Annotated in this window: 14 protein-coding genes; 9 read left to right on the top strand and 5 right to left on the bottom strand. The window is 70.7% G+C overall.

The annotated features are described in order from the left end of the window. The first annotated feature begins 42 nt into the window (after nt 1–42). A complete protein-coding gene (locus ABEB28_RS04670) occupies nt 43–1242 on the top strand; it encodes an endo-1,4-beta-xylanase (protein ID WP_345726704.1) in 1200 nt (399 codons plus the stop codon). Between the two features lie 116 nt (nt 1243–1358). Here the strand turns inward: ABEB28_RS04670 and ABEB28_RS04665 are convergent, their stop codons facing one another. From ABEB28_RS04665 to ABEB28_RS04655, 3 genes are read right to left on the bottom strand one after another with little or no spacing between them, the layout of a single operon-like run. Next, the gene (locus tag ABEB28_RS04665) at nt 1359–3977 is read right to left on the bottom strand and encodes a glycoside hydrolase family 3 N-terminal domain-containing protein (RefSeq protein ID WP_345726703.1); all 2619 of its coding nucleotides are present in this window, start codon (nt 3975–3977) and stop codon (nt 1359–1361) included. 13 nt (nt 3978–3990) lie between these two features. Further along, the gene (locus ABEB28_RS04660) at nt 3991–6195 is read right to left on the bottom strand and encodes a beta-glucosidase (protein ID WP_345726702.1); all 2205 of its coding nucleotides are present in this window, start codon (nt 6193–6195) and stop codon (nt 3991–3993) included. Between the two features lie 26 nt (nt 6196–6221). Further along, nucleotides 6222–7541 carry an MFS transporter gene (locus ABEB28_RS04655; RefSeq protein WP_345726701.1) on the bottom strand — a complete coding sequence of 440 codons (1320 nt, stop codon included), beginning with the start codon at nt 7539–7541 and terminating at the stop codon, nt 6222–6224. Between the two features lie 147 nt (nt 7542–7688). Between ABEB28_RS04655 and ABEB28_RS04650 the strand changes: the two genes are divergently transcribed. The 4 genes from ABEB28_RS04650 (at nt 7689) to ABEB28_RS04635 (ending at nt 11570) form a co-directional block, all read left to right on the top strand. Beyond that, the gene (locus ABEB28_RS04650; RefSeq protein WP_345726700.1) at nt 7689–8633 is read left to right on the top strand and encodes a substrate-binding domain-containing protein; all 945 of its coding nucleotides are present in this window, start codon (nt 7689–7691) and stop codon (nt 8631–8633) included. Between the two features lie 96 nt (nt 8634–8729). Beyond that, nucleotides 8730–9542, top strand: coding sequence for a mycofactocin-coupled SDR family oxidoreductase (locus tag ABEB28_RS04645; protein WP_345726699.1), 813 nt, complete (start codon nt 8730–8732; stop codon nt 9540–9542). Between the two features lie 115 nt (nt 9543–9657). Further along, nucleotides 9658–11121, top strand: a complete 1464-nt coding sequence (locus ABEB28_RS04640) for an FAD-dependent oxidoreductase (RefSeq protein ID WP_345726698.1) — start codon at nt 9658–9660, stop codon at nt 11119–11121. Further along, nucleotides 11118–11570, top strand: coding sequence for a nitroreductase family deazaflavin-dependent oxidoreductase (locus ABEB28_RS04635; RefSeq protein ID WP_345726697.1), 453 nt, complete (start codon nt 11118–11120; stop codon nt 11568–11570). The genes ABEB28_RS04640 and ABEB28_RS04635 overlap by 4 nt, the downstream gene beginning before the upstream one ends. A gap of 46 nt (nt 11571–11616) precedes the next feature. Here ABEB28_RS04635 and ABEB28_RS04630 read toward each other — a convergent pair whose 3' ends face one another. Beyond that, nucleotides 11617–14058 carry a glycoside hydrolase family 2 TIM barrel-domain containing protein gene (locus tag ABEB28_RS04630; protein WP_345726696.1) on the bottom strand — a complete coding sequence of 814 codons (2442 nt, stop codon included), beginning with the start codon at nt 14056–14058 and terminating at the stop codon, nt 11617–11619. Between the two features lie 117 nt (nt 14059–14175). Here ABEB28_RS04630 and ABEB28_RS04625 point away from each other — a divergent pair, with 117 nt between their 5' ends. The 3 genes from ABEB28_RS04625 to ABEB28_RS04615 are packed head-to-tail and all read left to right on the top strand — an operon-like array spanning nt 14176 to nt 18215. Further along, the gene (locus tag ABEB28_RS04625) at nt 14176–15939 is read left to right on the top strand and encodes a family 43 glycosylhydrolase (protein WP_345726695.1); all 1764 of its coding nucleotides are present in this window, start codon (nt 14176–14178) and stop codon (nt 15937–15939) included. 36 nt (nt 15940–15975) lie between these two features. After that, complete coding sequence (locus tag ABEB28_RS04620; protein WP_345726694.1) at nt 15976–17148, top strand: glycoside hydrolase family 1 protein; 1173 nt, start codon at nt 15976–15978, stop codon at nt 17146–17148. 53 nt (nt 17149–17201) lie between these two features. After that, nucleotides 17202–18215: a LacI family DNA-binding transcriptional regulator gene (locus ABEB28_RS04615; RefSeq protein ID WP_345726693.1), complete on the top strand. Its 1014-nt coding sequence runs from the start codon at nt 17202–17204 to the stop codon at nt 18213–18215. A gap of 8 nt (nt 18216–18223) precedes the next feature. Here ABEB28_RS04615 and ABEB28_RS04610 read toward each other — a convergent pair whose 3' ends face one another. Then, nucleotides 18224–18742, bottom strand: coding sequence for a nuclear transport factor 2 family protein (locus ABEB28_RS04610; RefSeq protein WP_345726692.1), 519 nt, complete (start codon nt 18740–18742; stop codon nt 18224–18226). A gap of 266 nt (nt 18743–19008) precedes the next feature. Here ABEB28_RS04610 and pgfA point away from each other — a divergent pair, with 266 nt between their 5' ends. Continuing rightward, on the top strand, nt 19009–20067 hold the full coding sequence (gene pgfA, locus ABEB28_RS04605; RefSeq protein ID WP_345726691.1) for a cell envelope lipid trafficking protein PgfA: 1059 nt from the start codon (nt 19009–19011) through the stop codon (nt 20065–20067). Nucleotides 20068–20142: the final 75 nt, after the last annotated feature.

The following is a 20142-nucleotide window of genomic DNA, read 5'->3' as shown; positions in this document are numbered from 1 at the left end:
GCCCCACCTGGGGTTACTGGCGCGTGGACAAGATTCGTCCCGGTGACCGGGATCACAGCGCCCGTCCATCCAGGACGAAATTTACGTTGCTGCACGCCCCTCAGAGGCCGGGCGTGCAGCACGCCGGCAGAACGGCGGCTTGCGGCCCTGACGAAAGGAAATTCGTTGATCCGCACCTCTCGACACACGCGCATCGCTGCGCGCGTCGGCGCCCTACTCGTTGCCTTACTCCTCGCCGCCGGATTGGCGCCGTCGGCTGCCGCCGTCGCGAAGGCCGGGCCGAAGGCTCCCGTGGTCCCCGGTCTCACGCTTCGCCAGCTCGCTGCCCTGAAGGGGGTGACCATCGGCGCGGGTGCGACGAATCCCGCGTACTTCAGCGACCCCCGCTTCGGACAGGTGCTCGCGAAGCAGTTCAACAGCCTGTCGCCGGAGAACGAGCTGAAGTGGTCGTTCATCCAACCAGAGCGTGGGAAGTTCGACTTCTCGAAGATCGACCAGCTGGTCCGCTTCGCCAAGCAGAACCGTATGGCGGTGAAGGGCCACGGGCTCCTTTCGGGCGGGGTGAACCCCGAGTGGGTCCTTCAGATCACCGACCCGGCCGATCTTCGCGCCGCGCTCACGAACCACATCCGGACGATCATGACGCGATACCGGGGAACGATCGACCGGTGGGACGTCGTGACCGAGGTGTTCTCCACCTTCGGCGGCACCGGGCTCGATCAGAACCACTTCTACAAGGTCCTGGGTCCGGACTACATCGCCGAGACGTTCCGGATCGCACACGCCGCTAACCCGAAAGCCAAGCTGTTCCTGAACGAGTCCCTGGTCGAGTACTACCCGGCGAAGCAGCAGGAGCTGTACGCGCTCGTGGCGGACATGGTCGCCAAGGGCGTTCCCATCACCGGTGTGGGCCTCGAGACGCACGAGACTCAGTCCGCGCCCGCCCCCGGCGTGATGACCGACATCGTGAAGTCCTACCGGGCACTCGGACTCGACGTGGCCATCACCGAGATGGACGTGCACGTGCTGGACAGCCAGCTCCAGGCGGACATCTACCGGAGCGTGCTCGCCGAGGCGCTCGCGGCCGGCGTTCGGGACATCAGCTTCTGGGGCTTCACCGACGCGCACCACTACACCTGGGTGCCGGGCGCGAAGCCGCTGCTGTTCGACGAGCAGTACAACCCGAAGCCGGCGTTCTTCGCCGCCCGCACCGCGCTCGCCGAGTGCCGCTGCCGGCGCTGAACCGACGACCGAGCTGATCGGACACCCGACGGCCGCCGCGNACCATGCACCCGGTCGCGGCGGCCCGGCGTCCCGGTGCGCGGAGCCCCCGCCGGCCTCCCGGGAATCGGAAGCCGCTACGCGCCAGGTGCTGACATCAGCGTCTGAGCCTCCGTGACGAGCCGATCGACGGTCTCGACCGGGATCCGTCCGCCGCTGTACAGCGCGACCTGGCGGAGCGGCATTCCGAATGCGGGCGCCAGGATCTCCTCGTCCTGTCCCTGCAGCAGTCCGCGCAGCAGGCGACCGCCGACCGGGTGGTCGAGCCACTCCAAAACCGTGTTGTCACCGGTGAGCGGAGCCGCTGCCGCGACACCGGCGGCCGATGACGGCGCGGTCGGCTCGGCGTCCGGGTCGACCGCGACCGCTGACACCGAACTACTGAGCGGACGGTCCGGTCCTGGCCGGTGCACGTCTCCGGTGAGCGTGATCGACGTGTGCAAGTCGATCCGGGCGGACGACCCGCCGATGAAGAGCTTGATCTTCCCGGGCTCGACCAGCCAGCCCTCCGTGGGATCCCAGAGCGCGAACATGCTCGCGGGCACCGTCGCCGTGACCCGCACCGCGGCACCGGGCTCCAGCGAGACCCGCCGAAACGCGACCAGCTTGCGCCGGGGACGTGCGGTCCGCCCGATCGTGTCCTGCCCGTACACCTGGACGACCTCGTCGCCCGCGCGCTCCCCGGTGTTGACGACCGTGAATCCGATCTCGACCTCGTCGTCGGTCGGCACCTCCGCGCGGCCGATCTCGACGTCGTGGTACTCGAAGCTCGTGTAGCTGAGCCCGTGTCCAAATGCGAAGGTCGCGCCCGCGCGCCCCTCGACGTACGTGGGAGCCTGCGCCGCACGCCAGTAGGGGAGCGGTGCGCTGCCGGCGAAGTCGAGGAACGAGACCGGCAGACGGCCGGCGGGGTTGACGTCGCCGAAGAGCACCGACGCGACCGCGGTGCCGGCCTCCTCGCCGCCGAACCAGCTGGTCAGGATCGCCGGTACGGAGTCGGCCATCCACTTCAGCGAGTAGGGCCGGCCGTGGCTGAGCACGACGACGGTCGGCGTGCCGGTGGCCAGCACCGCCTCGACGAGCTCCCGCTGGACGCCGGGCAGCTCGCACGTGGCGCTGTCCAGTCCTTCGCCGACGGTGCCGAAGCCATTGATGCCCGATTGGTCCCCGACGACGACCACCGCGACGTCCGCGGCCTTCGCGGCTTCGACGGCCGCCGGAATGCCGGATCGGTCCTCGGCCTGAACGAGACATCCGGGCTCGTACAGCACGGTCGCCTCCGGCACCCGGGCGCGGATCCCGTCGAGGAACGTCACCACCGGCACGGACTCCACCAGCAGGCGGGCTCCGTCCGCGCCGGTCGCGCCGGCGAGCCCGGCTTCGTCCGCGCGGGCCGTCGGATCCGCGGCCTGGGCGAACCGCTTCGTCACGCTGTCGAGCACCTGATAGCTGTAGTTGCCGAGCTGGCCGAGGAGACGGTCGGCGTTCGGGCCGAGCACCGCGATCGTCGCGGTTGCCGGGTCGAGCGGGAGCAGAGGGGCGCCGTTCACGGGCTCGTTGCGCAGGAGGACCACCGACTGCTCGGCGATCGTCCGGGCGAGCTCGCGCGTCTCCGCCGGGTCGAGGGTGTCCGGCACCGTGTCCAGGTCGACGTAGGGCCGTTCGAACAGTCCGAGCTCGAACTTCGTACGCAGGATGCTCGACACCGCACGGTCCAGATCCGCGACCGGGAGAAGACCGGCGTCGACCGCCTCGATCACGCTGTCGGTCCGCACACGCATGTCCAGATCCAGGTGCACCCCGGCCTGCACGGCCTGGGCGCTCGCGGCCGCCTCGCTGTCCGCCGTGCCGTGCTTGGTGTGGAGCTGGCTCACCGCGCCCAGGTCGGACATGACCAGGCCGTCGAAGCCCAGTTCGTCGCGGAGCAGGTCGGTGAGGTAGGTGCGCGAACCGGTCACCGGCTCGCCGTCGATGTCGACGTAGGCCGGCATGATGCCGCGCGCCCCGGCGTCGCGGATCACCCTCTCGAACGGCACCGAGTGCACCTCGCGGAGCTCGCGCGGGCCGATCGAGGCGGAGTCGGTGTTGCGCCCGCCGTTGCTGGCGCTGTAGCCGAGGAAGTGCTTGACGGTGGCGACGAGGGGAGTGCCGGCGTCCGCGCCCTGCAGTCCGCGGACGAACGCGTTGGCGATTGAGCCCACGAGGTACGGCTCCTCGCCGTAGGTCTCCTCCACCCGACCCCAGCGTGGATCCCGTGCCGTGTCGGCCAGCGGGGACAGCGCCTGACGCACGCCGGTGCGGGCCATCTGGGTGCCGATCGCCGTCGCCATCCGCTCGATCAGCTCCGGGTTCCAGGTCGCGGCCTGGGCGATCGCGTCCGGGTAGGTGGTCGCCCCCTGGATCTTCAATCCGACCAGTGCTTCCTCGGCGACGAGTACCGGAATGCCCAGCCGGGTGTCCTCGACGTGCGTGCGCTGCAGCTCGTTGATCCTGGCGACGATTTGCCGCGGGGGAAGTTCCAGGCTGGCCAGCGCGGCGACGACGCCACCCCAGCCGTTCGGCGGCGGAGTGTGCACGTCGACGAGCGACGCGAACGGCGCGGCGAGCTGTGCGGCCTTCTCCGGCAGCGTCATTCGGCCCAGCAGGTCCGCGACCCGGTCGTCGACCGGCCGCGACACGTCACGGTAGGGATGCAAGACGGGAGTCCTTTCAGGCGGTGCGTGAGGTCGCGGCCAGCTCTTCCAGACGGGCGACCGGAAGATCGAGGCCGGAGATCGTGATGAACTGGCGCATGGTCATCGACTTGACCATCGCCAGGTGCTCGTCGGAGATCGGAGCATTCGCGAATCCGAGCGCTCGCAGGGTCGGCGTCCCGATGACCGGGTGCTCCAGCCAGGCGCCGATCGCGGAGTCCAGCGTGATCGCGCGGGCGAGGACGTCACCGGACAGCTCCACGCGCGTCGACACCTCGACCGTGTGGGCGTCCGGTCCCACCTGCACCGCATAGGTGCCCGGTGCGACGACCCACGCGTCGGCGTCGAGGTCCCAGTACGCGAACGCGCGCCGGTCGAGCTCGAAGCGCACGGTCTCGACCTGCCCCGGGCCGAGCTCCACCTTCGTGAACCCCCGCAGCTCGCGCGTAGGGCGCCGCACCGGTCCGGCCGTCGTGCCGACGTACACCTGGACGACGTGCTTGCCTGCCCGCTCGCCGGTGTTCTCGACCTCGACCTCGACCGTGACGGTGTCCGGGCCGGTCACCTGCGCCGACAGGGAGCGGGTGACGAACGTCGTGTAGGACAAGCCGTGGCCGAACGGGTAGCGGACCGGCGTGCCGAACGTGCTGAACTGCCGGTAGCCGACGTACACACCCTCGCCGTAGCGGACGTGACCCTGCTCGCCCGGGAAGTTCAGCGAGCTGGCGTGGTCCTGCAGGCGCAGCGGGATCGTCTCGGCGAGATGCCCCGACGGACTGCGGACGCCGAACAGGAGCTCGGCGATCGCGCGTCCGCCACCCTGTCCCAGGACGAAAGCCTCCAGCACGGCGTCCACGTCGTCGTGCCAGGGTTCGAGCGAGACGATCCCGCCGTTGGACAGCACGACGACCGTCCGGGGGGCGGCGCTCGCGACGGCGCGAACGAGCGCGACCTGCTCCGCGGGCAGGTCGATCGAGTCGCGGTCGACACCTTCGGACTCCCAGCGCTCGGTGAGCCCGGCGAACACGATCGCGACGTCGCACGCCGCGGCCGCCCGCACCGCCTCCTCGCGGAGCTCGTCGGGGGTGGCCTCGTCGAGCCGGTAGCCCGCGGTGTACACCACCGACGATCCGTGGGCGGCGGCCAACGCCCGAATCTCGTCGACCGGTACGTCGACCCGATGGGGATTCACGTGCGCGCTTCCCCCGCCCTGGATCCGGGGCTGCGAGGCGAGCTCACCGAGCACGGCGATCCGGACGCCGGCTCGGAGCGGCAGCGTGTTCCGCTCGTTGCGGAGCAGAACGGCGCACTCGGCGGCGAGCTCCTGGGCCAGTGCGTGATGCGCATCCAGATCGACGTCGACGCGGTGCACGCTGCGCCGGGCGTCCAGCGCGGCGATCCGCCGCACGCTGGTGTCGACGACGGACTCGTCGAGCTCGCCCGCTCGAACCGCGGCGAGCACCTCGTGGCCCCGGCCCGCGTTTCCCCCGGGCATCTCCAGATCGAGGCCGGCCCGCAGCGCGGCGACACGATCGACCACCGCGTTCCAGTCGGAGACGACCGCACCCTCGAAACCCCACTCGTTCCGCAGCAGATCGGTGAGCAGCCAGCGGTTCTCGGACGCGAAGACGCCGTTCACCTTGTTGTAGGCCGCCATGACCGTCGCCGGCGCGGCCTCCCGCACGACCCGCTCGAACGCCGGGAGGTAAATCTCCCGCAGCGTGCGTGCGTCGACGTCGGCGCTGATCGTCTGCCGGTTCGTCTCCTGGTTGTTCGCGGCGAAGTGCTTGACCGACACCCCGGGGCCCTGCGCCTGCAGGGCCCGGACGAACGCCGCGCCCAGCACGCCGGACAGGTGCGGGTCCTCCGAGTAGTACTCGAAGTTCCGTCCGCAGAGCGGCGAGCGCTTGATGTTGACCCCGGGCCCGAGCACGAGGTCGACGCCCTGCGCGACCGCCTCCCGGCCGATCGCGGCACCGATCCGCGCGGCGACGTCGACGTCCCAGCTCGTCCCGACGGCGACCGCCGGGGGGAAGCAGGTGGCCGGGTCGCTGGTGAACAGCGCCAGGTGGTCGTGCTCGCCGGACTGCCGGCGCAGCCCGTGCGGGCCGTCCGCCATCGCCACGCCCTCCACGCCGGCCTCCGGAAGGCTCTCGGTGCTCCAGAAGTCGCGGCCGGAGAGCAGCGTGACCTTCTTCTCCAGCGCGATGTCGTCCGTCACCGGTACTCCCCTCTACAGAATGCGAATCAGCGCACGCCGCGGATGTTCGCCGCGGTCACGCCGGTACCGAAAACGAGGACCGCGCCCGCGAGGAACAGGACCGCGTAGTTGCCTCCGCCGCCCAGCCCGAGGATCAGCGGAGCGACCAGCGGCGCGAGGGCGGCGGCGATGTTGGAGGAGAGGTAGTAGATCCCCATGTACTTGCCCGCCTTGTCTTTCTCGGGCAGGACGTCGGAGGCGAGCGCGAGGTCGACCGAGGTGAACGCGCCGGTGCCCGCCGACAGCAGGACACCACCGACGGCGAAGAGCAGGATCGAGGATGCGCTCGCCGCGACCGCGAGACCCGCTGCGATCAGCGCGGTCGCCAGGTAGATGAACGGCTTGCGGCGCTTGAACCGATCGGACAGCGTCCCGCCGACGATCGAGAAACCGACCAGGGCCAGCAGGCTGAGCCCGCCCACGACCGCGAGCTGACGTCCTGCCTGCTCCGCCGTGAACCCCAGACGGTCCTGCACGAAGTAGAGCTGATAGGTGGTGAAGAACGTCGACCCGAACGACAGGCAGAGTTTTCCCACCCAGACCAGTGCGAAGTCGGAGTACTTCAGCGGGTTGAACCACAGGCTCTTGAAGACGTCGAGCACGGATCCCAAGCGCGCGGCCTCGGGCGCCGGCCGATCGGGGATCACCAGCACGTACAGCACCGCCGCTAAGCCGAGAACGGCGACCGGGGTGAGGAACAGCAGGTACGTGTTCCCGGTCAGGAAGCTGCCGAGCAGCGTCGACCCGACGCCCGCGATCGCGGCGGTCGCGCCGCCGAGTGCGCCGACCGTTCCGCGTTGTTCCGGGGGCACCTGTTCGGCGAGGAACGGATTGATCGCTGCGCTGACCGCGGAGTTGGCCAGCCCGACGACGAGGTAGCCGAGGAGCATGACGAGGACCGTCGGCGCCGCGGCGATGATCAGCGCGCCGAGAGCGGACAGTGCGAAACCGACCACCACCCAGGGCCGTCGCCGCCCCCACGCCCACCGGGTTCCATCGCTGAGCACCCCCGCGAGCGGACCGGCGACCAGGCTGATCAGCCCACCGACGCCGAGGACGAAGCCCAGGCTGGAGTCCTTGTTCGCCGGATCGATCACCTGGACCTTGTAGGCGAGGCTGAACAGCAGCGGCAGGAGCAACGTCAGCTGGAAGCCGAACATCGTCAGCGCGTAGACCGTGATGGCCCAGCGTCCGACCCGAGGCGGGACGTCCGACGGGACGGAACCCGCGAGGAGGTCGTCCCGACCGGCGAGAACGGCCTCGGTAACGGCTTCGGGCGACTCGGCCGAGGGGGGCGGGGTGGTCACGGTGCCTCCATTGGCGGACCGGGGCTGGCGCGGAAGCTGAACGTAAATTGTCTGCTGTAACGTGTCAACAGGTTGCTGTAACGTGTCAACTAGGCCGGATGGGCGCGATAGGGTCGGAGTCCGCGACGAGGAGGTGGCGACCGGGTGGTGAGCGGCGCAGAGGTGGCGCAGCGCGCCGGTGTCTCCCGGTCGGCCGTCAGTCAGATCCTGAACGGGCACACCGAGCGGTTCACCGACGAGACCGTGACGCGGGTGCGCGAGGCGGCTCGCGAACTCGGTTACCGGCCGTCGCACGCGGGACGCTCGCTGCGCCGCGGCCGGAGCGACGTCGTCGTCACGATGGTCCACGAGCGCGCCGTCGGACCTCAACTCTGGGACTTCGTGAACAGTCTGGGCGAGGACCTCGCCGAGGTCGGCCTCACTCACCTGCTCCAGATCGCGTCGCCGAGCGATGCGGTGCGAGAAGCGGTCATCGGGCTGCGGCCGCTCGCGGTCGTGTGCACCGGGCCCCTACCGCCGGGGCTGCACGGCACGTTCGCGGCCAGCGGGATCACGGTGATCGAGGGAGCGCTGTCCGCTCGCGAGGCGATGGACCGGTCGATCGGGGAGCTGCAGGCATCGCACCTCTTCGCCGCCGGCTATCCCGCCCTTGCGCCGGTGCGCCCGGTTCCGGACGCCGGTTACCTCGGCACCGCAGCGCGTGAGGCCGGCGCCCGGGACTGGGCCGTGCGGCACGGTATGCGGGTGCTGCCCACCGTGGAGATCGACCTGGCGGCCGTGGACGCGTCGTTCGACAGTCCCGACGTCGGGCTGGCCTGCTACAACGACGAGGTCGCGCTCGCGATGCTGGGCCGGATCGCCCGGGCCGGTCGATCGGTTCCGGACGACGTCGGGGTCGTCGGCGTCGACGACTCGTTGATCGCGCACATCTCCGCGCCGACGATCACCACGATCCGGTTGAACCTGGAGATCAGTCGGAAGGCGATGGTGCAGTACATCGTCGGCGGCGATGAGCCCGACGAGACGCTGCCGATCGCTCCGCCGCCCGACGTGACCGTCGTCCAGGGCGAGTCGACCCGGCTGCCCGGCTAGCCCGGACCCCGCGTCCCGCTGAGCGGGAGCCGACGTAGTTCGTCGTCCGCTGTGCCGCGCAGCATCGCGAGTGCTGTCCGAACACAGGGAGACGACATGGGGCGGGTCGCAGGAAAGGTCGCACTCGTGACGGGTGCCGCACGTGGCCAGGGGCGCAGTCACGCGATCCGGCTCGCGCAGGAAGGTGCCGACATCATCGCGGTCGACCTGTGCGCGCCGGTTCCCGGTGTCGCGTACGAGGCGGCGACACCGGAGGACCTCGCGCAGACCGCGAAGGAGGTCGAGGCGCTCGATCGGCGCATCCTGATCCGCCAGGCGGACACCCGCGACCGGGCCGCGCTGACCGAGGCGATCGACGCGGGCGTCGCCGAGTTCGGGAAGCTGGACATCGTCGTCGCGAACGCGGGAATCTGCATCATCGCCGAGTGGGACGACGTCACCCCGGACGTCTGGCGGGACACGATCGACATCAATCTGACCGGTACGTGGAACACCGCGCAGCTCGCCGCGCCGCACCTGATCTCCAACGGCGGCGGATCGATGATCCTGACCAGCTCGGTGGCGGGCCTCAAAGGACTACCGTTCTTGACGCCCTACGTGGCGAGCAAACACGGCATCACCGGACTCACCCGGGCACTGGCACACGAACTCGCCGAACACCACATCCGGGTGAACAGCCTGCACCCCACCGGTGTGAACACCCCGATGGGGACCGGGGCCGGCGTCGCGGCCTTCGGCGATGCGCTCGCCGCGCACCCGTCGCTGGGAGCGCTGTTCGCCAACAGCCTCCCGGTGCCGATCACCGAGCCGATCGATCAGAGCAACGCGGTGCTGTTCCTCGCTTCGGACGAGTCCCGCTACGTCACCGCGCTCGCCCTGACCGTCGACGCGGGTAACAGCCAGTACTGATCCGATGTCCTGCTGAGCGGGATGGCCCGCTGACCAGGGACATCCGCCGTTCCTACGGTCCCACCGACGGGATCGCTGCGACCGGAGGTATCGCGTTGACCAGATCGAGGCTGTCATGAGCCGCACTGCGCCGGTCCCGGCGTCGGAGGTGCGGGTCTGGGACGGCGAAGCCGACGTCGTCGTCGCGGGGAACGGCAGCGCCGGCGCGAGCGCGGCGATCGAAGCCGCACGCGCCGGCGCCGACGTGCTGGTCCTCGACGCCGCGGGCGGCTGGGGCGGGGCCTCGGCGATGTCCGGCGGGGAGATCTACCTCGGCGGCGGAACGCCGCTGCAGAAGGCGTGCGGGGTGACCGACAGTCCCGAGGCCATGTTCCGGTTCCTGCAACTGGCCACCGGCCCCGGCGCGGACGACGAGAAGCTCAGCGTGTACTGCGAGCACTCGGTGGAGCACTACGACTGGCTGGTCGGGTGCGGTGTGCCGTTCGTCGGCGAGCTCTGGACGGAGCCGTCCTGGGAGGCGCCCACCGGCTACGGCTTGATGTACACCGGCGGGGAGAACGCCGCTCCGTTCGTCGATCTGGTGCCGCCCGCTCCGCGTGGTCACATCGTCCACATGGAGGACAAGAAGCCCGGCGAACGGTCGGCGGGCTGGGAGCTGATGAACCACCTGGTGCGCACGGCGGCCGACGCCGGCGCCGCGGTCCGCTACGACACCCGGGTGGAGCGCCTGATCGTCGACGACGGTGTCGTCGTCGGCGTGGAGGCGGTCACCGCGGGTCAGCCGGTGCGCCTCCGAGCGCGTCGGGGCGTCGTGCTGGCATCCGGCGGTTTCGGCGCCGACACCGCGATGCTCGAGCAGCACAGCCCGCGGCTGGCCGGCAACTGGCTGGTCGGCACCGACGGCGACGACGGGCGCGGGATCCGGATGGCGCAGGCGGTCGGCGCGGCGGTCCGTCACATGGACGCCGGTCAGGTCGCGTTCCCCGCGGACCCGGCGCTGGTGTTCCGCTCGATCCTGCTGGATGCCCGTGGCCGCCGCTTCGTCACCGAGGACACCTATCCCGGTCGGATCGGACAGACCGCGCTGTTCCGGCAGGACCGTCAGGTGTTCGTGCTCTTCGACGAGACCGCCGACGAGGAGCTCCGGTCGAAAACCGGGGTGCCCCCGCGGCCCACCTGGGTGTCCGACGACCTGCCCGAGCTGGCGGCGTTGATGGGCGTCCCGGCCGACGTGCTGACCCAGACCGTCGAGACGTACAACGCGCACGCGGCCCGCGGTGAGGACCCGCTGTTCGGGAAGTCCGCGCGGTGGCTGCGGCCGCTGCGACCGCCGTACGGCGTCGTCGACCTGCGGAAGATCCCCTACGGCATCTTCACGCTCGGCGGGCTGCACACCTCCGTGCGGGGCGAGGTGCTCGACAGCGGCGGCGATCCGATCCCCGGCCTGTTCGCGGCCGGCCGGGTGACCAACGGAATCCCGGCCTGGGGCTACTGCAGCGGCACGTCGCTGGGCGACGCGACGTTCTTCGGACGTCGCGCCGGCCGGGCGGCGGGGTCCGGCACCGCCGGGACGGGATGACCCGCTCGGATGCCGCTGACGGGGAGTACGCACCGAGCAGAGCGGAGAAGATCCGCGATCAGGTCGAGCTGTTCGAGGCGAGCGACGGGGCTGCGGGCAACCGCGTCGAGGGCGCGCCGATCGTCGTCGTGACGACGCTGGGGGCCAGGTCGGGTCGCTTGCGCAAGACACCACTCATCCGCGTCGAGCACGAGCGTGAGTACGCGCTCGTGGCGTCGATGAGCGGCGCCCCCGTGCACCCGGCCTGGTATTACAACCTGACCGCGAACCCGCTGGCGGAGTTACAGGACGGCCCCGTCAAGCGCGACTACCGAGCACGCGAGGTGCACGGTGCCGAGCGGGCGATCTGGTGGCGCCGGGCGACGGACGTCTGGCCGGCGTTCGAGCTCAACCAGCGGCACTCCCGGCGTCGCATTCCGGTCCTCGTACTGAGTCCGGCGGCTCACTGACAGCGACGGACCGGCCGGATCGACGATCCGGCCGGTCCGGACGTGCTCAGCGTGCGTGCAGCGTCACCGTGACGGATGCGCAGTCGGGTGCCTCGACGCGAACCGTGATGTCGCCGGTGCCGGTCGGACGGACGACGGCGAGCGCGCGGCCGTCGAACGTGCGGTGCCGGTCGCCGAGGAACGACTCGGTGTTCATCGGGTCGGCGCTGGCCAGTCCTTGCAGCACCGCCGGCCCGGCGACCTGCACGGTGACGTCCCGATCGCGCGCGGGGTAGACCGTGCCCTCCTCGTCGGTGAGCGTGATCGAGACGAACGCGAGGTCGTCGGTGGTGGCTCGAATGTCTGCCCGGTCGGCCTCGGCGCGAAGGACGAGCGTGCCGGATGCGGAGGCCAGCGTGTGGCGTCCGCTCTCCTGCCCGGCGGTGTACGCCACCGCGGTCAGCTCTCCGGCGCGGTACGGAACCTCGAAGTCGGCCTGGTAGGCCTTCTTCGCGCCGACCCGCTCCCGGCCGACGACGTCGCCGTTGAGCAGCAGCTCGATCTCCTCGGCGTCGCTGTAGACCTCGACGCCCATCGCCGTGCCGTCGCAGCCGTCCCACGACCAACTCGCCACCGCGTCGCTCCACGACCACGGGGTCGCGATCGCGACCTCCCGATGCCGATTCTCCGGCCGGTGGACCGCCAGGTAGGGGTCGCTCCGCAGCCCGAAGACGATCTCCCGGTAGTACGAGATCGGGCGGCGACGGCCGGTGATGTCGATGTCGCCGGTCCAGGCGGTCAGCGCGGGGAACCGGTGGGCGATCGAGACGGATCCCGGCTCCACCTCGTCGGCGTAGCGGATGACGCCAACGCCGGCCTCGCCGAGGTAGTCCCACCCGGTCCAGGTGAACTCGCCGAGCACGTGCGAATTGGCGCGGACGAGGGCCCAGCCCTCGGCGATCCGGCTGGGGAACGTCTCGGTGCCGACGATGACCCGGTTGGGGAAGAGCTCTCGATCCAGTTCGTACCGGCCGTCGGCGTAGTTCATCCCGGCGACGTCCAGCACCGCGAACGACTCGGCGGTGCGCTCGGTCACGAGCTCGGAGCTGGAGATGTGGTTCAGCATGGCCCCCATCTGGGCCATCATCGTGTTCACCCCGCCCTCGGCGCTCTGTCGCTGCCGGCGCATCGCGGGGAGGACGACGTCGAGCACGGCGACGAACCCGTTGATGCCGTTCGTGACGAACCGGGTCGAGTCGAGCGACCGCACCTTCTCGGCGAGCCGGCGTCCCCAAGCGGCCCCGGTACCACTTCCGGCCTCCGGGATCTCGTTGCCGATCGAGTAGAACAGCACGCTGGGGTGGTTGAAGTCCTTGGCGACCATCGCCTCGACGTCGCGCTCCCACCACTCGGGGAAGTCGAACGAGTAGTCGAAGTCGGACTTGCTCGACGTCCACATGTCGAAGGCCTCGTCCATCACGAGCATGCCGAGCCGGTCGCACGCGTCGAGCAGTGCACTGCTCATCGGGTGATGCGCGCTACGGATCGCGTTGAACCCCGCTGCCTTCAGAATCTCCACGCGGCGTTCCTCGGCCCGGCCGATCGTCGCCGCGCCGAGAGGGCCGTTGTCGTGGTGGATGCAGGCGCCGCGAAGCGTGACCTCCCGACCGTTGATCCGGAGCCCGCGGTGCGGGTCGAGCTGCAGTGTGCGAATGCCGAAGCGAACGGACTCCTCGTCGAGGAGCTGATCGCCGTCGTACAGCCCGATCCGGGCCGTGTGGAGGTTCGGGCTCTCGACGCTCCAGAGCGACGGCTGAGCCACGTAGACACGGTGGCGAACGGTCTCGGTGCGGCCGGGTAACAGCGTGACCGGTGAGCGGTCACGGCCGAGGTCGCTGCCCTCGGCGTCGGCGACGGCGGCCGAGACCGTCAACGTCCGGGTCTCCTGCGTGCTGTTCCGTACCTGGACGCTGATCTCGACGACGGCGCGGTCCGCGTCGACGTCCGGGGTCGTGATCCGGACGCTGCCGTTCGCGAGGTGAGCCGGGCCCTTGCTCACCAGCGTGACGTCGCGGTAGATGCCGGCGCCGGAGTACCAGCGGCTGTCCAGGTGAGCACGGCAGTGCACCCGCACCTCGTTGTCCTCCCCGAAGCGGAGGTAGGGGTCGATGCGAATCGCGAAGCGGGAGTAGCCGAACGCGCGCTGGCCGGCGAGGCTCCCGTTCACGTAGACCATCGCGTCGCGGTACACACCGTCGAACTCCAGCTCGATCCGATTGCCGCGCTCGGCGGCCGCGACCGGGAACTGGGTGCGGTACTCGAAGACGCCGCCGGGGAAGAAGCCGGTGGTCTCGCCGCCGGGCACATCGGGCCGGCGGGTACCGGAGAGCAGCGCGTCGTGGGGGAGCACGACCGGTGTCCACGTCTCGGTGCCGGCGCCGGCGACCTCCTGGAAGGCGCTGACCTTGGGCCGGTAACTCCAGCCCTCGTTGAACGACTGTCGGGTCATCGGTTCTCGATCCACTCGGGTGCGGGGCGTGCGTTTACTTTCTCGTGCAAGCACTTGCGCGCGCAAGTACTTCGCACCTACGGTAGCCGGGTACCGCCCGCACGCCGAGGAGCCACGATGTCCCACCCGGGCATGGTTCGAATGATCTGCAATCCGCTCGATCTGCCCTACCGGTACCAGGAGATCCGGCCGATGCTGAGCGGCCGCACGGTGCATCGGGAGGCAGCCGACCCGTCGATCGTGCGGTTCCGCGGCCGGTTCTACCTGTTCGCCTCGATGTCCCGCGGCTTCTGGCACTCGGCGGACCTCGTCACCTGGGACTACCGGCCGACCGAGAAGCTGCCGCCGCTGGACTACGCGCCGGACGTGCGCGAGGTCGACGGCGCGCTCTACATCTCCGCGTCGCGCCGAGACGAACCCTGCCCGTTCTTCCGCTCGGTCGACCCGCTCGCGGACGACTTCGTCGAGGTCACGCCCGGTGCGTTCCCGTTCTGGGACCCGAACCTGTTCCAGGACGACGACGGCGCGACGTACCTCTACTGGGGCTGCGACAACAAAACCCCGATCTACGGCACGCGCATCGACCCGCGGACCTTCGCACCGATCGGCGACCGCGTCGACCTCATCGCCGCGGACACCGAGTCGCGCGGCTGGGAACAGCCCGGCGACGACCACGTCAAGCAGCCACCGCGCACCGAGATGGAGAAGCTGATCGCCGACTACGTCGGCGAGGGTCCGTTCATCGAAGGTGCGTGGATGACCCGCCGCGGCGAGACGTACTACCTGCAGTACGCGGCGCCGGGCACCGAGTACAACACCTACGCCGACGGCTACTTCACCGGGACCGGCCCGCTCGGCCCGTTCACGTACTCGCCGCACAGCCCGTTCTCGGCCAAGCCCGGCGGGTTCATCACCGGCGCCGGCCACGGCAGCACGTTCCAGGACCAATACGGGAACTGGTGGCACGCGGCGACCATGCGCATCTCGGTCAACCACGCTTTCGAGCGGCGCATCGGCCTCTTCCCGGCCGGTTTCGACGACGACGGTGTGCTGTTCTGCAACCAGAACTTCGCCGACTACCCGATGCAGGTGCCCGACCGGCGCTTCGATCCGTGGACCGAGGTCTCGCCCGCCGGGATGCTACTCTCCTACCGCTCCGCGGCGACCGCGTCCTCCTCGCTCGACGAGCACGGACCGGAACTCGCGGTGAACGAGAACATCCGCGACTGGTGGGTGGCGGACTCCACCGAGCCCGGGCAGTGGCTGCGGCTCGACCTCGGGAACCTCACGACGGTGCACGCCGTCCAGGTCAACCTCGCCGACCACGAGCTCGCCGCACTGGCGCCGGAGACGACCGACGGCCGCGATCCCGGCCACGAGTACCGCGGGATCTACGCCGCGTCGTACCCGGCCGAGCTGCACGTCGAGACGTCGGTCGACGGACGGTCGTGGACGACCGTGCACGACGGGCGCGGCACGGGGCGGGACACGCCCCACCTCTTCGCGACGCTGGACGAGCCCCGGCGCGCACGCTACGTCCGGGTCACGGCCGGTCGGCTCCCGTTCGACGGCCCCCTGGCGATCAGCGGACTCCGGGTGTTCGGCACCGGCAACGGCCGCCCCCCGGCCGACGTGGCACCTCGGGCGACCCGCGTCGACGGACGTGTCGCCCGGATCGAGTGGGACGGCGTCGCCGGCGCTCAGGGCTACAACGTCCGATACGGACTGGCGCCGGAGAAGCTCTACCACAGCTGGCTGGTGTACGAGCAGACCGACCTCGATCTGCGTGCGCTGAACGCGGGGGTCGACTACTGGGTCGCGGTGGACTCGTTCAACGAGAACGGCATCACCCCGGGCGCGCCCGTGCCGGTCACCGGCTGACCTCCTACTACCCACCCCTCCGAGGAGATCCGAACCGTGACTCGTTCCTTCCCCGACGGCTTCCTCTGGGGCGCCGCGACCGCTGCGCACCAGGTCGAAGGGAACAACCTGAACAACGACTGGTGGCGGCTGGAGCACGAAGCGGCCGCGGCCGGGGTGCAGTTCAGCGGAGACGCGCTCGACAGCTACCACCGGTTCGGCGAGGACATGCGGCTGCTGGCCGACGCGGGACTCAACGCCTACCGGTTCAGCATCGAGTGGTCGCGGATCGAACCGAGCCCGGGGAAGTTCTCCCGCGCGGAACTGGCGCACTACCGCCGGATGATCGACACGGCGCTCGACCTCGAGCTGACCCCCGTGGTGACGCTGCACCACTTCACCCACCCGGCCTGGTTCGGCCGGGGGAGCGCGTGGCTGCGTCCGGACGCCGTCGAGCTCTTCACGCGCTACGTCGAGCAGGTGTGCCCGATCCTCGGCGGCGTCGAGTGGGTCTGCACGATCAACGAGCCCAACATCGTCGCGATCAACCATGGCCAGCTGCGGCGCGTCGAGGCCGGCAAGGAGTACCAGCTGCAGGGCGCGCTGCCCGACGCCGAGGTCGGCGAGGCCCTGATCGCGGCCCACCGTGCCGTCGCGCCGCTGGTGCGTCGGGCCACCGGCGCCAAGGTCGGGTGGACCGTCGCGAACCAGGCGCTGACCTCCACCCCGGGCAACGAGGTCACGCACGCCGACGTGCAGTACCAGTGGGAGGACAGGTACCTCGAGCCCGCCCGCGACGACGACTTCGTCGGCGTGCAGTCCTACACCAGCCAGCCGGTCGACGAGAACGGCGTCGTCGCCCACCCGCCCCATCCGGACAACACGCTGATGGGATGGGCGTACCGCCCCGACGCACTGGGCATCGCGGTGCGGCACACCGCCGAGGTGGTCGGAAACGTGCCGATCGTCGTCACCGAGAACGGCATCGCGACCCCCGACGACACGCGCCGGATCGCCTATACGACGGCTGCGCTCACCGCGCTGCGGGACGCGATCGACGACGGGATCGACGTGCGGGGCTACCTCCACTGGTCACTGCTGGACAACTTCGAGTGGGGCCGCTGGGAGCCGACGTTCGGGCTGATCGCGGTCGACCGGGAGACGTTCGCGCGGCGGCCGAAACCCAGCCTGGCGTGGCTGGGCAACACGGCGAAGGCGAACGCGATCTAGGCCCGACCGCCTGCAGTATCGTCTGCGGGCGGCGGACAGCGACGAGGGGCGGCATGGCGGCGGACGCGAAGGCTCGGAAGCCGGCCCAGCGGCGGGTCACGTCGACCGACGTGGCCCGTTCGCTGGGGATCTCGCGGGCCACCGTCGGTTACGTCCTGAACAACACCCCGGGGCAGAGCATCCCGGAGGTGACCCGCAAGCGCGTTCTCGACGAGGCCGCCCGCCTGGGCTACCGCCCGCACGCCGCCGCCCAGGCGCTGGCCCGTGGTTCCAGCCGCATCGTGCTGCACGTCCTGCCGGACTGGCCGATGGAGTTCACGATGCGGGAGTACCTGGACGAGACCGCCCAACTCCTCGACCGGGCGGGCTACTCGTTGGTGACGTGGACGCGGCACCTCGGGGATCGCTCCCGTCCGCTCTGGGAGACGCTGGACCCGGCCGTGGTCACCGGGCACCTGCCGTTCACGGCGGAGGAGCTGGACGCACTGCGGGCGGCCGGGGTGCAGCACGTGCACCCGGAGCGGCCGGTCACGGGATCACTCGCCGACATCCCCGCAGTCGGGGAGGGCGCGGTCCGGCAGGTGGATCATCTCGCCGACCGGGGCCACACGTCGATCGCGGTCGCGGGGACGACCGACGCTCGGCTGACCGTCCTGGCCGAAGCCCGCATCAAGGCCGCCCGCCGGCGCGCGAGGGAGCGGGGAATTCCGTTGACGCGCGCGGTGCATCTGCACGCGGACCCGGCCGCCGCCGGACGAGCCGTCGCCCGGTGGGTGCGGGCGGGCGTGACCGCGGTGGTCGCGTTCAACGACGAGTCGGCCGCGGCGATCCTGTCGGCGGCACTGGGCCAGGGGCTGCGGGTGCCCGACGACCTCGCGGTGGTCGGGCACGACGACACGCCGTTCGCGGCGCTCTACTACCCCCCGATGTCCAGCGTCCGCCTCGACAGCCGAGGCGTCGGCCGCTACTTCGCCGAGGTGGCGCTGACGATCGTGCGCGGCGGATCCGCCGCCGAGATTCCGCTGCCGGAACTTCACACCGAGGTCGTTACGCGCGCGACGACCTGACGCGGATCTCAGCCGTCCGACGGCTGCAGGATGTGGGGGTAGGCCCCCGAGAACCAGGCACGTTCCTCCTCGTCGAGGGTGCCGAGCTCCGCGCTGCGCCGACCCCAGGACTCGATGAGCTTGACCATGGCCGCGGAGTCGTAGACGTCCCGCTCGGAGCGGAAGCGGCCGTCGCCCGCGTACTCGAGGATCGAGATGTTGTTCTCCTCGAACGTGCTCCCGTCGCCGGGATCGCGCAGGACGTTGCGCAGCTCGCAGACGATCCGGCCACGCTCGGGATCCACCAGGTGCCACGCCTCGGGGTAGTGCATCGCGGACCCGGGGAACGTGCCGAGCGTCGCGGTGACCCAGGGCCGGATCTGCTCGTGCCCGCGCATCACTCCGACCATCGGGTCGACGTAGGTGGCGTCGGGGAGGAAGAGCTGCACGAACGGCTCCCAGTCCCCGGAGGCCGCCGCGCCGGCGACCGTGGCCGCGTGCAGCTCGAACGCCTCGTTCAGTTCGTCCTTCGTCCATCGCTGGTTCATCGCGTCAGCGTCGCAGCGTGGCCAGGGGGCGCTGCGACGCCGAATCCCGCTGATCGGGAGGGGGATCGTCGCCCCGCCGGCAGCTCTCGCCGGCGGCGAGAAAGTCTCCCGATCAGCGGGACGACCGTATCCCCGGCTCGGGCTCCGCTCCCTACGGTCCCCTCCGCGGGTCGCCAGCCCGCTTCCCCGCGATGCGTCGACAGGTTGCGCGCGCAAGTGACCGCACCACCCGCGTCTCGCGAACCCTCACGATCGGATGGTTCATCATGGCAGCTGAGCCGGAAAGCACGGCCACCGAGACTTCCGCTCCGCCCGATGAGGGCGCGCCGACCGCTGGCCCGGACCCCGTACGTCCGAAGGCTCGCGGCGCCCTGGTCGCCGGCGTCCTGGCCCTCGTCGTCGGGCTGGCGCTTCTGGTCGCCGCGCTGCTTCTGCCGCTCGTCGTGTACCCGCGCGTCGCGGTGCTTCCCGACGACCCGGGAGGGCCGGCGACGTCGACCGCTCGCGGTGCGACCCTGCTCGTCCCGGATCGGACCTCCCCGATCGGGCTCAAGGAAGTCCGCGGCCTGCAGCTCACGTCCACCACGGTGATGAAGCCGGGCCCTCGCCCGGACGACGGTGACAGCGTGGTGTGGGAGATGACGACCACGACGACCGCGGCCGGAATCGGACCGCTCGGGCCGCCGGTGGCCGAGCGCGTCTCGATTGACCGTCGTACGGGCGAGACCACGAACTGCTGCGACGACCGGATCGGCACGTCGCTGAAGGAATCCGAGAGCCGCCCGGTCCAGCGCCAGGGCTACTTCGCCTGGCCATTCGACGTGCAGAAGCGGGACTACCCATTCTGGGACGGCACCATCGGCCGCACCTGGCCGATGGCCTACGTCCGCGAGGAGCGACGCGACGGCTTCGACACGTACGTGTTCGAGGCGAAGGTGCCGCGGCAGAAGACCGGCGTGGCGCAGCTTCCCGGCGCGCTGTTCGGTCGCCCGGAGCCGGTCGTGCAGGCCGAGTCCTGGTACACGCGCACGACCACCTCGTGGATCGAGCCGTCGACCGGCGCTCCGATCGCCTCTCGCGACCAGCGCACCCAGGGGTACACGTTCGCCGGCCGCACGGTGACCGCGTTCGCCGCCACGATGGAGAGCGGGAAGATGACCGACTCGCGGCGGGACGAGGTGCGGACCGGGGCGCGCTGGCTGCCCTGGGCGCGCGGCCGCGCGGCGTACGTGCTGGTGCCGCTCGGGCTCGTGTTCCTCGCCGTCGGCGTCGTGCTGCTGCGGCGACGGGCGGTCGCTCGCCGGATCAGCGCCGCGCAGAGCTGAGACCGCCGGGGCGGGCGCCCGTACGGCGCCCGTCCCGGTGACCGGGAGAAGACCTCGTCGCCGCGGGAACCGGCT

The sequence above is a fragment of the Cryptosporangium minutisporangium genome (assembly GCF_039536245.1).
GTDB classification, from domain to species: Bacteria; Actinomycetota; Actinomycetes; order Mycobacteriales; family Cryptosporangiaceae; genus Cryptosporangium; species Cryptosporangium minutisporangium.
The sequence above is the reverse complement of the archived record's forward strand: the minus strand, read 5'-3'. Positions and strand labels throughout refer to the sequence as shown.